The organism is Ekhidna sp. (assembly GCF_965221965.1).
In the GTDB taxonomy this organism is placed as follows: Bacteria; Bacteroidota; Bacteroidia; order Cytophagales; family Cyclobacteriaceae; genus Ekhidna.
Genome location: NZ_OZ244926.1, coordinates 34,857 through 49,548 on the forward strand (window position 1 = coordinate 34,857; position 14,692 = coordinate 49,548).

The window sequence follows — 14,692 nt, forward strand, 5'->3', positions numbered from 1 at the left end:
ATGTTGAACAAGAATCAAAAAGAAGTAGAAGAGTTGAGTAACTCTAGTAATATAATTGGTAAAGGCACGATCGTAAACGGAAGTATCGAAACGTTTGGAAACATCCGTGTCGAAGGTAAAGTCATTGGCGATATCAAAACCAAATCGAAGGCAGCATTCGGGCATTCCTCTCAGGTTGATGGAAGCGTGCTGGCACAAAATGCAGAAGTAGCCGGACACATTACAGGAACAATTGAAGTGACTGAACAGCTTGTGCTGAAGGCAACAGCCACCATAGATGGTGATATTATCACGAATAAGCTTTTGGTGGAATCTGGGGCTACTTTCAATGGAAAATGTAAAATGGGCGTGAAAAGCAAGGAGATAAAAATTGGAAAGCCCGAAGACAAAGAGCAACCACAAGCACTCAAGGCCTGATCAAAATCAGAAAGATGATAAGTCATACATGAAGCTTTACGGCCTGGTGTTTGAGCTTATCGTCATGAATCTCATCTTGATTATCGGTGGTTATTACCTAGATGAATATCTCTCATCCAGCCCGGTGATTATTCTGATCACCACATTTCTTGCAATGGCCGGAACCATCTGGCTCCTTTTAAAATCTTTAAAATGAAAAAGTGGGTTATTCTTGGGGTGATCACCCTGCTTTTACTTGTCGTAGGACATTATTTTAAAGCGGAACTTAACCTTCATGAATCATTCAACATCATAGTGGCCTTCTTTGCTATTCAGGCTATCGTGCTTTTCCGAATTGATCAATGGTCGCCCAGTGAATGGAAAACCCAGATTGCTCTGGTTAAAATAGTGATCCGATTACTTTCATCTCTTGTCTTCATTCTGATTCTAGTATACACCCAGGATAACCTCACCAACCTGGTAATTCAATTTATTGTACTCTATTTGATATTCATGATCTTTGAAATAGTTGAGGCTTTGACTAACTTGCGCCGAAATTGAGGAACGAACGAATATCCGATGAAAATAGGCTCAATATTGAAGCAATCTAACTTTCTGAAAATCAATAAGTTTTTAGCAATTCTGTTGCTTGTTTTTCCTGGTTTAGTATTCGCTGGTGGCGGTTCGAAAGATGGTGAAGATGAGCCATTTGATCCAAGTGAATTAATCAACCATCACATTTCAGATTCCCACGTTTGGGAAATTTATCACGGACTCACTGTACACCTTCCGGTAATTGTTTATTCGGAAGAAAAAGGATTGGATGTTTTCTCCTCTCATAACTTCTTCAATGAAAATCATGAAGTAGTTCCTTACAATGGATATGTAATGGATCATGACCACATCATGCTGGAGAGTGGAGGTCATGTGCTTGATGTCTCTATCACAAAAAATGTGCTTTTCATTATTATTGATGCACTCTTGCTTATTCTGGTTTTTATGGCAGTGGCAAGAGGGTATAAGAAAAATGAGGGACATGCTCCGAAAGGAATTCAGTCATTGTTTGAGCCAATCATCGTATTCGTTAGAGATGATATAGCGAAGGAAAACATCGGTCATAAATACGAGCGGTTTATGCCGTTTTTGCTTACTGTTTTCTTCTTCATCTGGTTTGGAAACCTTTTAGGGTTGCTGCCAGGTGCCGCAAACATGACCGGGAATATTTCGATCACATTAACGCTCGCGATTTTCACCCTTTTAACCACGCTTTTTTCAGGGAGAAAAACATACTGGCTGCACATAGTCGATCCATTAGGTAAATCCATGCCATGGGCAGGCAAGATTTTATTATATATCATCTTGTGGCCGGTTGAAATCATCGGGATTTTTACAAAGCCTTTCTCACTGATGATTCGACTTTTTGCGAATATCACAGCGGGTCACATTTTGATCTTGAGTATTATAAGCTTAGCGTTCATTTTTGAAAGCCTGACAATCGGAGTAGTTGGAGCGCTTTTCGCGACTGTGATGAATATGCTGGAGCTTTTTGTAGCAGTGCTTCAGGCGTATGTATTTACGCTTTTATCTGCTTTGTATTTTGGACAGGCAGTGGAGGAGCATCATTAATTTTTAGAACCAATTTTAAACTAATAAATATATAATTATGGGAGCAATTGGAGCAGGTTTAGCAGTACTAGGAGCAGGACTTGGTATCGGTTTGATCGGTAAAGGAGCAACTGAAAGTATTGCAAGACAACCAGAAGCAGCGGGTAAGATCCAAACAGCAATGATTATCGCGGCAGCCCTTATTGAGGGTGCGGCACTATTCGGCGTTGTGGTAGGTCTGTTGGCTGGAACAGGAAATTAATTCCTAAAACAAACTTGGCTATGACCACATTAGGTGGCATGGCCAGGTTTTTTTAAAAAAGACATTTACACTAAACAAAATATATCGTGGCACTAGTTACCCCCGACATTGGACTGATCATTTGGCAGGTGATCGTTTTCCTGATCGTACTATTTATCCTTCGTGCTTTCGTATGGAGACCTATTCTGAGTGCACTTAAAGCTCGTGAATTTCAGATCGAAGACTCTCTTCGTGCAGCAGAAAATGCAAAAGAAGAGATGGAGCAGATCAAAGCGGATAATGAATACCTTCTGCAGGAAGCACGAATCGAGAGAGATGCCATTTTAAAGGAAGCTAAAAAAGAAGCTGAGCATATCGTTGAGCATGCCAAAGCAGAAACTTCGGATATCACGTCTAAAATGATCCAGGATGCAAGAGATGCAATCGAGGTAGAGAAGAAAGCAGCACTGAACGAGGTGAAGGATTTGGTGGCATCATTGTCATTGGAGATCGCTGAAAAGGTACTTCGTGAGAATCTTTCTGACGATAAGTCTCAAAAAGCATTGGTTAGTAAGTTTATCAAAGACGTAAAAGTTAACTAAGCATGTCTGTTAGCAGAATAGCGGTTCGATATGCAACACCAATCCTCGAGTTGGCTGAGGAGAAGAAGGTTCTTGACAATGTGAAAGAGGATATGGAGTCTTTCATCAATGTTTGCGAGGAAAGCAAGGAATTCACATTGATGCTGAAAAGTCCAATTATCCCACACCAACGGAAAGCAGAGATTCTGAGAAAGATTTTCACCGGGAAGGTGAATGAGCTAACACTTTTATCTTTCGACCTTATCGCTAGAAAAGGCAGAGAAAATATGCTTGAAGCTATTGCCGAAGAGTTCCTTCACCTATACAATGTTAAGAAAGGATTGGCTGAAGTTTCAATTACCACAAGTGTAGAGCTGGATGAAGAGATGAGAAAGGCATTCGAAAAACTTGCTAAGGATATCACAGGGATGGAACCGCTCCTTAGTGAGAAGGTAGACCCTGATATAATTGGTGGATACATTTTAAAAGTGGGAGATCGTCAGCTAGACGATAGTGTGAGTGGTGAACTGAAAGAATTAAAACTGAAGTTTTCAAAAAATAAATAACATCAAGCCGACAGGCTAAACAAATAAAATTATGGCACAAGTAAGACCTGATGAGGTTTCAGCAATTTTAAGAGAGCAGCTTTCTGGACACAAGACAGAAGCTGAGCTTGAAGAAGTAGGTACCGTACTACAGGTAGGTGATGGTGTAGCCAGAATCTACGGATTATCCAATGCTCAGGCTGGAGAGCTTTTGGAGTTTGATAATGGCTTGAATGCACTTGTATTGAACCTTGAGGAAGACAATGTAGGAGCAGTACTTCTTGGGGACTCTGCAAATGTAAATGAGGGAGACACTGTAAAAAGAACTGGCCGAATTGCTTCTATCCAAGTAGGAGATGGCATGTGCGGACGTGTTGTAGATACATTAGGTAATCCTATTGACGGTAAAGGCGATATCGAAGGTGAAACGTTCGAGATGCCGCTTGAAAGAAAAGCACCTGGGGTTATCTACAGAGAGCCGGTAAGTGAACCACTTCAAACAGGTATTACGGCAATTGACTCAATGATTCCGGTAGGAAGAGGTCAGCGTGAGTTGGTAATTGGTGACCGTCAAACAGGCAAGACCGCTGTGGTAATTGATACAATTATCAACCAGAAAGAATTTTATGATAAAGGAGAGCCTGTTTTCTGTATCTATGTAGCGATTGGTCAGAAGGCATCAACAGTCGCGGGTATTGTAGCACAACTAGAAAAAGCTGGCGCGATGAAATATACAGTAGTGGTAAGTGCCTCCGCTTCTGATCCTGCTCCAATGCAGTTTTATGCGCCGATGACAGGTGCTGCGATAGGTGAATACTTCAGAGATACAGGTCGTCCTGCTCTAGTGGTATATGATGACCTTTCGAAGCAGGCTGTTTCATATCGTGAGGTATCACTGCTTCTGAGAAGACCTCCGGGTCGTGAGGCATACCCTGGAGATGTATTCTATCTTCACTCAAGACTTTTAGAGAGAGCGGCAAAAATCATCAATGATGATACTGTGGCTAAGCAAATGAATGATTTGCCACCTTCATTGAAAGGAAAAGTGAAAGGAGGAGGCTCATTGACTGCTCTTCCAATTATTGAGACACAGGCGGGTGACGTTTCGGCTTATATTCCTACTAATGTAATCTCCATTACGGATGGTCAGATTTTCCTTGAGACAAACTTGTTTAACTCGGGTATCAGGCCAGCGATTAACGTAGGTATTTCAGTGTCACGTGTGGGTGGTAACGCACAGATCAAGTCAATGAAGAAAGTAGCTGGTACATTGAAGCTTGACCAGGCACAGTTCCGTGAACTAGAAGCGTTCGCTAAATTTGGATCGGATCTGGATGCTGCTACTCAGAGAACTATCGACAGAGGTAGAAAAAATCAGGAAATCCTGAAGCAGCCTCAATTCTCTCCAATTCCGGTAGAGGAGCAGGTAGCAATCATTTATGCTTCTACAAAAGGCTTCCTTGACCCTGTTCCTGTGAATAAGGCGAAGGAATACCAAACTGAATTTATGAATGCGATGAGAACCACTGGCAAGGATGCTTTAGTAGACTTCAAAGCTGGTAAATTGAGTGATGAGGCTGTTGCGAAAACAGAGGAAATTGCTAAGGACATTGCTTCCAGATATAAAAAATAAGACTATAGATGGCCAATCTTAAAGAAGTAAAAGGTAGGATTCAGTCAGTTGTTTCAACACAGCAGATCACTAAAGCCATGAAAATGGTGGCAGCTGCAAAGTTGAGAAGAGCCCAGGATCGTATCATTCAAATGAGGCCATATTCCCAAAAGCTTTCTGAAATCATTCAGAATGTTTCGGCCGGTCAGTCTGACTCTAATGATAATCCTTATTCAGAGGAACGATCAATAGAGCGGGTGCTGCTGGTAGTTGTATCTTCTGATCGGGGGTTGTGTGGAGCGTTCAACAGTAGTGTTTTTAAAGGCACCAAAGCATTGATCGCTGAAAATTACAGTCACGCCGAGGCTTCAGGGAATCTGGAAATTTTACCAATTGGTAAAAAGGCTTATGAACATTTCTTCAAAAGAAAGTACAAGGTAATTGATACATACTCTCACCTGATGGAGAAGCTAAACTTTGCAGATGCAAAGGAGGCCGCAGAGATGGTGATGGCTGAATTCCTTGGAGGTACATACGATCGAGTGGATATCGTTTATAATGAGTTTAAAAACGTAGCTACCCAGATTGTAAAAAAGGAGCAATTCCTTCCAATAAAAGAGGCAGAGATTGAGGAAGAAGAGTCTTTCGGTGAGATTGATTACATCTATGAACCATCCAAAGAATTTATTTTCGATGAGTTGGTGCCAAAATCTCTGAAAACCCAGTTTTACAAAACACTACTGGAATCTAATGCATCTGAGCATGGAGCGCGTATGACGGCAATGGACAAAGCAACGGAGAATGCGGATGAGCTTCTAAAGGAGCTAAGATTGAAATACAACCGTACTCGTCAGGCAGCTATTACTACAGAGATTTTAGAGATCGTAGGAGGTGCCGAGGCGTTAGCACAGGGGTAATGATTGGGCGAGCATATCGTACCGCTCAAATTTTATCTATAGATATTGTAATCGGGGCAGTGATACTGCTCCGATTTTTTTGTGCCTATTTTGATGTATCTCCAGGGTGGGAGGTGTATGTTCTGCTTGGAGGGACAGTGTGGCTTATTTACGCAACAGACCATCTACGTGATGCTGAAAAGTCCGTTAAATCGAAACGTGAGAGGTATCTATTTCACAGGCGAAATAGAAAGATCCTGATTGCAGTAGCTATTTTGACTTTTCTTTTTCTTTCATGCCTTATCCTTTTTATACCAAGGGTCATCTTTCTCGGAGGATTTGCTCTTTCGATTTTGTCTTTTGTCTATTTGCTTGTCCAGCATCGATTATCTCGTTTCCTTTCAAAGGAGCTTTATGTGGCGATGGTTTATTCTTGTGGAATACTAATGGTTCCATTTCTGTTGAGCCAAAGGTTCAGGTGGGATATCTTAATTCTTCTCATACTACTCACGTTTGTGAATCTTGTTCTTTTTAGCTGGTATGAAAGGGATGATGACTCAAGCGATGGATTCCTTTCGATTGCAACAGAATTGGACTCAACTCAGTTGGAAAAGGTAATCTTGCTATTGACTACTGTTGGACTAAGTATTTCTCTTCTTTTTTTTAGTTCAGTGACACTCTATTTTACTGTCGGATTTACCATTTACGCTTTAATGACCATCTACCCAGAATGGTTTAGAGTAAATCATCGCTATCGGGCTATTGGAGATGGTGTATTTTTATTGCCAATCCTTTTTGAATGGCTGTAAACGATTTTGACTCCATCGCTCCTTTTTATGATTGCCTTGCAAAACTCGTTTTTGGCAAATCCTTACTAGAGGCTCAGCTAGCTCACATTTCGGAAATTAGAGAGAAGGATCATGTATTGATTTTAGGAGGAGGTACTGGGGAAATTCTGGAGCATATTCCGTTTTGTAAAAGTGTTGATTATGTGGAGAAATCAAAGCAAATGATTCGTCGAGCAGAGAGACGACAGGTAAACCTATCAATCAATTTTATCCACCATAGTTTTCTGACCGTTGAGTTAAACAAGCAGTATGATATCATTATTTGTCCCTTTTTTCTGGATTGCTTTGGTGAGGAAAACCTGTTGACTGCTATCTCAACATGCAAGCAAAAGCTTACTTCGGGTGGAAAGATGATTGTAATCGATTTCGCCGAAAATTCGTCAGACAGTTGGATTGTAAAGCTTATGCATTTTTTCTTCAGAATAACTGCAAACCTGGAATCGAGAAATCTGAAAAATATTCATATTCAAATGCTTTATTCGGACTTTCAACTAATAGATGAGAAATTTTCACATCGAAATAAGCTTTTTTCTCGTCTTTATAGAAACCTTTGAAAAAGAATTCTGTCTTTAACCCGATCGTGAGCACCACACAGACCATCCATAAGCACCTGATTATACAAAGTCAGCAAGGAGACCAGGCGGCTATGTCGTCACTTTATGGCCTCTATGCCAAGGCGATGTATAATATCTGCCGACGGATGATGGGTGATGAGGAAGAGGCGAAGGATTTACTTCAGGAATCGTTTATAGACGCATTTCAGAAGCTGCCGTCGCTGCGAGAAGTCAATACGTTTAGCTCATGGATCAAACGGATTGTGGTTAATAATTGCATTAATGCCATCCGTAAAAAGAAGCTTGATACAGCCCAGCTGGAAGAGAACGCTGATTTTGTTGAGGAAGAAGAGGATGATTTTGAGTATACACAGTTTCAGGCGGCTCAGATTATGCAGGTGATCGATTTACTACCGGATGGATGCAAGACGGTATTGAACCTTTATCTGTTTGAGGGGTATGACCACAAAGAGATTGGTGAAATTTTAGGCGTTTCGGAATCAGCTTCGAAGGCGCAGTATTGTAAGGCGAAAGCACGAATAAGAAAAATATTAGCGGAAGAAAGGAGCCAACATGCGGGATAGTTTAAAGGAACATATTGAGAATAGCAGAGAAGATTTTGAGATCTATCCTTATGATAGCGATCAGGAATGGGTGAAACTTTCAAAAAAGATTAAGCCTCAAAAACGTGATCCATGGAGAGTGGCCGGGATAGCCGCTTGTTTTGCTTTGGTCATAGTAGGTTCTGTTTTTGTAGCGAACAACAAGCATTCTGGGAATAATGAAGTGGCGGAGCTTGAGAATTTTTATGAGGGCGAGATCAATCAAAAAATCACACTAATTAAAAGTCAACTTGAAGACGACAAGATTCTTAAAGATCTGGAAGAAATGGATGCAGCCTTTGCTGAGTTGAAGGCTGATTTGAATGATAATGTAGATAATGAAGAGGTGATCACAGCGATGATGGAAAATTATCGTCTAAAGCTTCAAATACTGGAAGAAATATTAAACGAGCTGGAGAAAGAAAAGAGTGAAGAAGTGCTTTAACATATTAATGGCCCTAATACTGACAACTCCTCTGTTGGCACAGGTACGGCAGGAGCGTGACTTTAAGCGCTCATTTGCAGTTCCTGATGATGCAAAGGTTGAGGTTGTCACTAAATACGGTGAAGTGATTGTTCGCACCTGGAATTTGGACTCTGTTCGGTTTGAAGTAGTGGTAAGAGCAGAAGGAAAAAATTCGTCAGCGGTAAGTAAATCCATGTCACGCGTAGATGTCAAATTCAGAAAAATTGGCAGTGTAATTTCTGCAGTTACCGAAATCAGCAGCGGAGGCGGTATTTTTGGAAACGTGCTGAGTGAGGTTGAAGGTGTGATGGGCAATAACAAGCTAAAAGTGGATTATCAGGTGTGGCTTCCGGAGGATGTAATGTTGAGTGTGGAGAACAAATATGGAGACCTTTACATGGCCAACCTTAATGGAAGGGTAGATCTTGACATTTCTCATGGTGATATCAAAGCCAATGATCTGTCTGAAAGTCTCAATCTTAAGCATAGCTTCGGAAAGGCTTCTTTCGGTAAGTTGAAAGACGGTATTTTCACTCTGCGAGGAGCTGAGGTAAGAATTGATGAGGCTATCGATTTGAATATTGAAAGTGGAAGCTCCGAAATTCGTGTTGATAAAATCGGGCGAGTTCAGTTGAATTCACGGAACGATAAGATTCACTTAATGGATGCACGAGAAATCATGTGTGAAGGCTCTTTCACTGATTTAACATCAGATTTATTAAGGGGGTCAGCCAGGTTAGATTTCAGCTATGGAGATATCTATCTAAGTCGTATTGAAAAGGATTTTAATAGCATTGATATCACTGGAAAATCAACAGACATCAACCTGGTTCTTAACCAGGCATCCTACATAAAAACATATATAAAAGGACCGGAAGATCGAATGATCTTGCCTAATAGCATGCTTACCATGCAAAAGCAGCAATTTGCTGATGAAGGTAAAATCTCTTTATCCGGTTTTGTTGGAAATACCAACACTCGTCATGGTCAGTTGCTCATTGAAGCTGATGGTGGTGAGCTGATTATTGCCATTAAAGAAACGCCAATTTTCGTAGACCGAGATTAACACCTACATGTACCGTCACCACCGGAAACCCGTGAAAATAATTCTCTATGTATTTTTTGCGCTGATTTCACTCGGATCAGCAGCACAGCAGCTGTACGAAAAGTCAGGTGGAATCAGACTAGGCCATACATCTGGCCTCACTTATAAGAAATTTGTAACTGAGGATGAGGCCGTTGAAATGATTCTGAGCGGAAGAAATGAAGGGATGCAATATACGGCCCTATATCTCTTTCATCAGCCCATGGAATTCTCCTTCAATGATCGATTCTACCTGCACTATGGGATAGGCGGACATGTAGGCTATGAAAAATTTGATGATATATCGAAAACACTTTCTAATGCAGCTGGCGATGAATTTGTTTACGAATCAAAGAGCTTTTACACCATGGGTGTGGACGCAAGCCTTGGCATAGAGTATCGATGGCTGGAGGTCCCAGCTACCTTCGGATTTGATATCAAGCCGTACTTTAATTTCATTGGTATGAGGCATACCAAAGCACGGTTCTGGGATGCTGCCATTTCATTTAAATATGTTTTCTAAGTGGTAAAAAAGTCACTCATTATATCACTCATTCTTGCTGCGTCAACTTTTGTCAACGCACAGACCTACATGGATACCAATGACCCCAAGGATGAAGAGGTGAAGTCTCTTTTAAGTAAAAAAAATGACCTCAATGCATTTGGTGCAGCAGATCTGAAGGTTGGGGATTTGAATGGCGAGCGTGGTTTGTTGGTTGGAGCATATGGTGGTTTCATCATAAACAGAAGATATCTTTTTGGAGTGGCGGGTTATGGATTAGTCACAAATGTAGAGTTTGAAGGCCTAGTGCCAGGTCAAACGGAAACTAAGCAACTTAATCTGCACGGAGGGTATGGAGGTGTAATTATAGGCGGGACGATTGCTCCTAAAGAATTGATTCACATCAGTTTTCCGATCATTTTAGGAGCAGGCTCACTAGAGGTAGTTGACAAAGACTTTTTTGTAAACAATCCTGCAGATTCTGAATTCACAGTAGAAAACACGGTGTTTTTTGTAGCAGAACCCGGAATCGAAGTGGAATTCAACATCACCAAATATTTCAGATTAGGAGCTGGAATGACCTATCGTTACGTTTCAGGCACAGAGCTGGAAAATGTAGAAGATGAAGATATTTCGGGTACTACAGCTTTGATCAGCTTCCGATTTGGAAGATTCTGATTAACACTATCTTTGACCTGTATTTAAAACAGGTTATCTTCTTTACGTGAAACTCACCATTCACCTATCCGGATTGTTAATCTTGTGCCTCCTGTCATCTATTCAGGCACAAAGAATCAATTATGCTCAGGAAATTGATCGAATCATTAAGCAATGTGACTCACTTGTCTATGATCAACCACATGTGAGTCTGGAGTTGGCTGAAGAAGCCAATCGATTAGCTAATGAAGCAAAGGATGATTCGCTAATTGCTGTCACACTCAATAGAATTGGCAGTGCTCATTGGTCACTGGGAAACCCTATGGAAGCACTAGAGAAGATTCAGGCTTCTCTCCAGATTTCAGAACTGAATGATTTTGAAGAGGTCATGGCTAAGAACCTGGGAAACATTGGAAATGTATATGCAGCGTCGGGCCTGGACTTGGATGCAATTGGTTATTACCGGTCTGAGCTTGCTCTTCAAAAGCAGTTAAAGGACACATTTCGTCTGTTTGCAGTCAACAATAATATCGGGAAGGCTTTCCTCGATCTTAGCTACTTCGATTCGGCTAGTTTTTATTTAGAAGAGGCACATAAATTTCTGGATCCTAAGTTCGTTCATTTACATTCGATTTACTTTTTCAATAGAGCAGAACTCAATTTCAAGAAAGGAAATTTTCAGAAGGCGGATTCTCTGGTGAGCCTCACTTATGAAAATGCAAGGGAGTTCAATAGCAAGAGAGGGATTATTCGCTCTAATCAACTGATGGCAGAATTGAATCGCTCCATGGGTAAGAATGAACAAGCGCTAAAACTAGCCATAGAAGCTTATGAGATGGCATTAGAGAGTGGTGTTAAAGAGCTTATCTATACAGCCTGCAAAACATTATCGCGATGTTACGGTGCTGTAAATAAATATGAGGAGGCTTACAAAATGGAGCTGTTACATGAACAGTATCTGGATAGTGTTCAGAGTATTAATACGGTTAATGAACTTGAGCTCCTATCCTACTACCAGCGACTTTTTCAAATGAGGGTGCTTGAATCGAAAAATAAATTGAATAAACAGCTGGCAGACCAACGGCAGTTAATTATTCAAGGACTAGTTGTGGCTCTGGTGATTGCCGCAATTTTGATAGCCATTATTGTAATGGTAGTGCGCGAGTTGGGTATTCGGAAAAGAAAACTGGAAGATCTGAACAAGTTCAAAGCGAAAATTTTTGCCATTGTTTCACATGACTTGAAATCTCCTATTCAATCGGTTTCAGGAGTGATAGAAATGTTTAATGAGAAGCTCATCAGCAGGGAGGAAATAGAACCACTTTTACCAGAAGTAAAAGAGAAAACTTCCAATCTCATGAACCTACTCAACAACATATTCCTTTGGGCAGAAGGGCAAATGGAAGGAGAAAATCTGAGGAAAGAAGACTTTTCCTTGAACCCATTGATTGAAGAACTGGATGAAGAACTACGGGAAAGGTTAGATGAGAAAGAAATCAATTTGAAATATGATTCGGCATTTGGTTTTTACCTTCACTCGGATCGTGGAATTGTGAGAGTGCTTTTGAGAAATCTGATAGTAAACGCAATAAAGTTTTCAAATCCTAAATCCACCATCGAAATCAACTGTGTCCAAGGTAACAAAACGAAAGTGATCGAGGTGATAGATGAGGGTATTGGGATGTCACCGGAAAAGAAGGAAAATTTATTCTCCGGAGGACTTGAAAGCACTCCTGGAACCGCTGGCGAGCGTGGAAACGGATTGGGTTTAGCTCTCTGCTATGATTTTGTAAAAGGTCTTGGTGGAAAAATCGAAGTGGAAAGCGTGCAAGGTAAAGGATCTGTATTTAGAATTATTTTCACAAGTCAATCCGGGTAGCAATGACCATTTGTGGCTTTCCATTCAGGTCTCTAAACGCCAACAGAAAGTACTCTCCACCATCTTTGAGCTTCCATTTTTTCTTTAATTCTTGTGCACTCAATGGGTAGTTTCGCGTGACTACATTGATCTTTCCACCTGTTCCGTATTCCTTAATCGAGCCCTTTTTTGCTACTTCTTTTACTTCATAGATTCGACCGGGAAAGATTTTAATGACTTGATCAGAGGTATAGAGATGTGTATTTTCTGAGATTTTCTTCAGGTTGAATGCTTCTCCAATTTTTTTGAATGCACCAGCTTTCAAAATAGAAGCGTTTGGCTCGTAGATAAAACGTCCATAGCTATCATACGAAGGATTTGCTGAGTGTTCTTCATCAACAGAGAATGAAAAATTCGGTTGATTGGTTTCCAGATTAACACACCTTATCAAAGGGGTGCCCACGAACTCAAAATCAATTAGAAACAAAAGTTCTTTACAGTCATTTTTTATTGAAACAACATGTACTTCTTTGATACCATCAATCCTTTTAAATACTAAATTGATATCAAGTAGTGGAGAATACTTGATCAGTAACTCCGATACCCTCTTTTTAAGAAGTGGCATCAAATCAATAAGGTTGGGGGAGCAATCCTCTATTTGAAAAACGCGATTTCTGCTTTGGTCTCTTCTGGCAGGATCGATATAAGCTACAGTATTTTTTTTATCAGTTTTATGATCTTGAAGAAAATTACCAGCCTCTGCATTAATGATTTCTATTGGCTTTTCCAACATCGCTGAATTATGCTGAAACACATCGCATAATTCTGTACTTTCCTCTACATAGGTTGTGCGCTCAAATGAATCGGAGAGAGAAAGACAGTCTATTCCCATTCCGCCAGTAAGGTCTATCAGGTGTTTTCCGGAGATTAGTCCCTGTCTGTATTTACTGGTTAGGCTTGATGAGGCTTGTTCCAACGAAAGTGGCAAAGGCATCACTAATTCGTAATTCTCAGCCCAATTATCGAGCTTACCTTTGGCTTTCTGCCGTGATCGAATTTGGTTGACTATATCTTTAATGTGCTCCTTGAAATCAGGAGGAGGGTTTAGGATGAGCTTAGTTGTGTCTGAATTTATATTTTCACGAATATATTTCCTGACTTCTGGTTGAGTTAGAAAATCAATACGTGAAGTCATAAGCCACTCAATAAACCAAGCTGTGCTCAAGCATATATTCCGCAATCTGGATGGTGTTGGTTGCAGCCCCTTTTCTGAGGTTGTCAGAGACCACCCAAAGATTAAGTGTCTTAGGCTGAGTTTCGTCACGTCGAATTCTACCTACGAATACATCGTCCTTATCATGAGCATTAAGCGGCATTGGGTATTCGTTTTTACCGGGATCGTCTACAACAGTAACTCCGGGAGCTTTTGACAGAATGGAGTACACTTGTTCAAGTGTGTATTCATTTTCAAATTCCACATTGATAGCTTCTGAGTGTCCTCCAACAGTTGGGATTCGGACGCAGGTTGAAGTGACTTTGATGGAATCATCACCCATGATTTTTTTGGTTTCATTCACCATCTTCATTTCCTCCTTCGTATACCCGTTTTCCTGGAATACATCGATGTGAGGGAGTGCGTTCATATCTATTTTGTGTGGATACACTTTTTTGATATCCTTTCCTTCTCGTTCTCCTTCCAACTGATCCACAGCACCTTTTCCGGACCCGGTAACTGACTGGTAGGTAGAAACAACAATACGTTTTATTTGGAATGTATCATGAAGTGGCTTAAGGGCCACCACCATTTGAATAGTTGAGCAGTTAGGGTTTGCAATGATTCGGTCATCGATGCGAAGCACATGCCCGTTTACTTCCGGTACGATCAGTTTCTTTCCTGCATCCATTCTCCATGCTGAGGAATTATCAATCACCACTGTTCCGGATTCAGCAAATTTCGGAGCAAACTCCAAAGAAACAGACCCACCTGCTGAGAACAGAGCAATATCAGGTTTGGCAGCAATTGCGTCTTCCATCGAAAGAATCGTGTATTCCTTATTGTTGTATATGATTTTTTTACCGACTGATCGCTCTGATGCTACTGGTAAAAGCTCATCTACAGGAAAATTTCTTTCGGACATAATCTGGAGCATCTTTTGGCCTACCAGACCGCTCGCGCCTACTACTGCAACCTTCATATTAGCTTAAATTCTTTGAACAATGATTGTCATACAAAACTACTACTTTT

The 14,692-nt window shown here is 40.8% G+C and carries 19 protein-coding genes; 17 read left to right on the top strand and 2 right to left on the bottom strand.

The window, feature by feature from the left end; translation table 11 throughout:
* The 17 genes from ACOQON_RS00155 to ACOQON_RS00235 all read left to right on the top strand — a co-directional run bounded on the left by ACOQON_RS00155 (window position 1) and on the right by ACOQON_RS00235 (window position 12,468).
* On the top strand, window positions 1-417 hold the full coding sequence (locus ACOQON_RS00155) for a bactofilin family protein (RefSeq protein ID WP_420576903.1): 417 nt from the start codon (window positions 1-3) through the stop codon (window positions 415-417).
* Window positions 418-445: 28 nt separating this feature from the next.
* The gene (locus ACOQON_RS00160; protein ID WP_420576904.1) at window positions 446-613 is read left to right on the top strand and encodes an AtpZ/AtpI family protein; all 168 of its coding nucleotides are present in this window, start codon (window positions 446-448) and stop codon (window positions 611-613) included.
* A complete protein-coding gene (locus ACOQON_RS00165; protein ID WP_420576905.1) occupies window positions 610-957 on the top strand; it encodes a hypothetical protein in 348 nt (115 codons plus the stop codon). Before ACOQON_RS00160 ends, ACOQON_RS00165 begins: the two co-directional genes overlap by 4 nt.
* 36 nt (window positions 958-993) lie before the next feature.
* Complete coding sequence (gene atpB, locus ACOQON_RS00170) at window positions 994-2,022, top strand: F0F1 ATP synthase subunit A (RefSeq protein ID WP_420576906.1); 1,029 nt, start codon at window positions 994-996, stop codon at window positions 2,020-2,022.
* A 37-nt stretch (window positions 2,023-2,059) separates the two neighbouring features.
* The gene (atpE, locus tag ACOQON_RS00175) at window positions 2,060-2,263 is read left to right on the top strand and encodes an ATP synthase F0 subunit C (RefSeq protein WP_349565573.1); all 204 of its coding nucleotides are present in this window, start codon (window positions 2,060-2,062) and stop codon (window positions 2,261-2,263) included.
* A gap of 86 nt (window positions 2,264-2,349) precedes the next feature.
* The gene (locus ACOQON_RS00180) at window positions 2,350-2,844 is read left to right on the top strand and encodes a F0F1 ATP synthase subunit B (RefSeq protein ID WP_420576907.1); all 495 of its coding nucleotides are present in this window, start codon (window positions 2,350-2,352) and stop codon (window positions 2,842-2,844) included.
* 2 nt (window positions 2,845-2,846) lie between these two features.
* Window positions 2,847-3,389 (top strand): ATP synthase F1 subunit delta, encoded by a 543-nt coding sequence (atpH, locus tag ACOQON_RS00185; protein WP_420576908.1) that lies wholly within the window; start codon window positions 2,847-2,849, stop codon window positions 3,387-3,389.
* Window positions 3,390-3,420: 31 nt separating this feature from the next.
* Window positions 3,421-5,001: a F0F1 ATP synthase subunit alpha gene (gene atpA, locus ACOQON_RS00190; protein WP_420576909.1), complete on the top strand. Its 1,581-nt coding sequence runs from the start codon at window positions 3,421-3,423 to the stop codon at window positions 4,999-5,001.
* 8 nt (window positions 5,002-5,009) lie between these two features.
* Window positions 5,010-5,897: an ATP synthase F1 subunit gamma gene (gene atpG / locus ACOQON_RS00195; protein ID WP_420576910.1), complete on the top strand. Its 888-nt coding sequence runs from the start codon at window positions 5,010-5,012 to the stop codon at window positions 5,895-5,897.
* Window positions 5,897-6,685, top strand: coding sequence for a UbiA family prenyltransferase (locus tag ACOQON_RS00200; RefSeq protein WP_420576911.1), 789 nt, complete (start codon window positions 5,897-5,899; stop codon window positions 6,683-6,685). The genes atpG and ACOQON_RS00200 overlap by 1 nt, the downstream gene beginning before the upstream one ends.
* Window positions 6,676-7,278 (top strand): class I SAM-dependent methyltransferase, encoded by a 603-nt coding sequence (locus ACOQON_RS00205; RefSeq protein ID WP_420576912.1) that lies wholly within the window; start codon window positions 6,676-6,678, stop codon window positions 7,276-7,278. Before ACOQON_RS00200 ends, ACOQON_RS00205 begins: the two co-directional genes overlap by 10 nt.
* Before the next feature lie 26 nt (window positions 7,279-7,304).
* Window positions 7,305-7,862, top strand: coding sequence for an RNA polymerase sigma factor (locus ACOQON_RS00210; RefSeq protein ID WP_420576913.1), 558 nt, complete (start codon window positions 7,305-7,307; stop codon window positions 7,860-7,862).
* Window positions 7,852-8,325, top strand: a complete 474-nt coding sequence (locus ACOQON_RS00215) for a hypothetical protein (protein WP_420576914.1) — start codon at window positions 7,852-7,854, stop codon at window positions 8,323-8,325. The genes ACOQON_RS00210 and ACOQON_RS00215 overlap by 11 nt, the downstream gene beginning before the upstream one ends.
* A gap of 7 nt (window positions 8,326-8,332) precedes the next feature.
* Window positions 8,333-9,412: a hypothetical protein gene (locus tag ACOQON_RS00220; RefSeq protein ID WP_420576915.1), complete on the top strand. Its 1,080-nt coding sequence runs from the start codon at window positions 8,333-8,335 to the stop codon at window positions 9,410-9,412.
* Window positions 9,413-9,443: 31 nt separating this feature from the next.
* On the top strand, window positions 9,444-9,953 hold the full coding sequence (locus ACOQON_RS00225) for a hypothetical protein (RefSeq protein ID WP_420576916.1): 510 nt from the start codon (window positions 9,444-9,446) through the stop codon (window positions 9,951-9,953).
* Entirely contained in the window at window positions 9,954-10,610 is a 657-nt protein-coding gene (locus tag ACOQON_RS00230; protein WP_420576917.1) for a hypothetical protein, read from the top strand.
* Between the two features lie 46 nt (window positions 10,611-10,656).
* Window positions 10,657-12,468 (top strand): tetratricopeptide repeat-containing sensor histidine kinase, encoded by a 1,812-nt coding sequence (locus tag ACOQON_RS00235; protein ID WP_420576918.1) that lies wholly within the window; start codon window positions 10,657-10,659, stop codon window positions 12,466-12,468.
* Here the strand turns inward: ACOQON_RS00235 and ACOQON_RS00240 are convergent.
* Both ACOQON_RS00240 and ACOQON_RS00245 read right to left on the bottom strand, forming a co-directional pair.
* Window positions 12,449-13,642 carry a THUMP-like domain-containing protein gene (locus tag ACOQON_RS00240; RefSeq protein ID WP_420576919.1) on the bottom strand — a complete coding sequence of 398 codons (1,194 nt, stop codon included), beginning with the start codon at window positions 13,640-13,642 and terminating at the stop codon, window positions 12,449-12,451. The genes ACOQON_RS00235 and ACOQON_RS00240 overlap by 20 nt on opposite strands.
* Window positions 13,643-13,649: 7 nt before the next feature.
* Complete coding sequence (locus ACOQON_RS00245) at window positions 13,650-14,642, bottom strand: aspartate-semialdehyde dehydrogenase (RefSeq protein ID WP_420576920.1); 993 nt, start codon at window positions 14,640-14,642, stop codon at window positions 13,650-13,652.
* Window positions 14,643-14,692 lie beyond the last annotated feature (50 nt).

Excerpts from the sequence above, each read along its gene's own strand:
- ACOQON_RS00220 (WP_420576915.1), top strand. The coding sequence starts at position 8,333 with ATGGCCCTAATACTGACAACTCCTCTGTTGGCACAGGTACGGCAGGAG.
- ACOQON_RS00165 (WP_420576905.1), top strand. The coding sequence starts at position 610 with ATGAAAAAGTGGGTTATTCTTGGGGTGATCACCCTGCTTTTACTTGTC.
- atpE (WP_349565573.1), top strand. The coding sequence starts at position 2,060 with ATGGGAGCAATTGGAGCAGGTTTAGCAGTACTAGGAGCAGGACTTGGT.
- atpH (WP_420576908.1), top strand. The coding sequence starts at position 2,847 with ATGTCTGTTAGCAGAATAGCGGTTCGATATGCAACACCAATCCTCGAG.
- ACOQON_RS00200 (WP_420576911.1), top strand. The coding sequence starts at position 5,897 with ATGATTGGGCGAGCATATCGTACCGCTCAAATTTTATCTATAGATATT.
- ACOQON_RS00205 (WP_420576912.1), top strand. The coding sequence starts at position 6,676 with ATGGCTGTAAACGATTTTGACTCCATCGCTCCTTTTTATGATTGCCTT.
- ACOQON_RS00240 (WP_420576919.1), bottom strand. The coding sequence starts at position 13,642 with ATGACTTCACGTATTGATTTTCTAACTCAACCAGAAGTCAGGAAATAT.
- ACOQON_RS00215 (WP_420576914.1), top strand. The coding sequence starts at position 7,852 with ATGCGGGATAGTTTAAAGGAACATATTGAGAATAGCAGAGAAGATTTT.
- atpA (WP_420576909.1), top strand. The coding sequence starts at position 3,421 with ATGGCACAAGTAAGACCTGATGAGGTTTCAGCAATTTTAAGAGAGCAG.
- ACOQON_RS00245 (WP_420576920.1), bottom strand. The coding sequence starts at position 14,642 with ATGAAGGTTGCAGTAGTAGGCGCGAGCGGTCTGGTAGGCCAAAAGATG.
- atpG (WP_420576910.1), top strand. The coding sequence starts at position 5,010 with ATGGCCAATCTTAAAGAAGTAAAAGGTAGGATTCAGTCAGTTGTTTCA.
- ACOQON_RS00155 (WP_420576903.1), top strand. The coding sequence starts at position 1 with ATGTTGAACAAGAATCAAAAAGAAGTAGAAGAGTTGAGTAACTCTAGT.
- ACOQON_RS00160 (WP_420576904.1), top strand. The coding sequence starts at position 446 with ATGAAGCTTTACGGCCTGGTGTTTGAGCTTATCGTCATGAATCTCATC.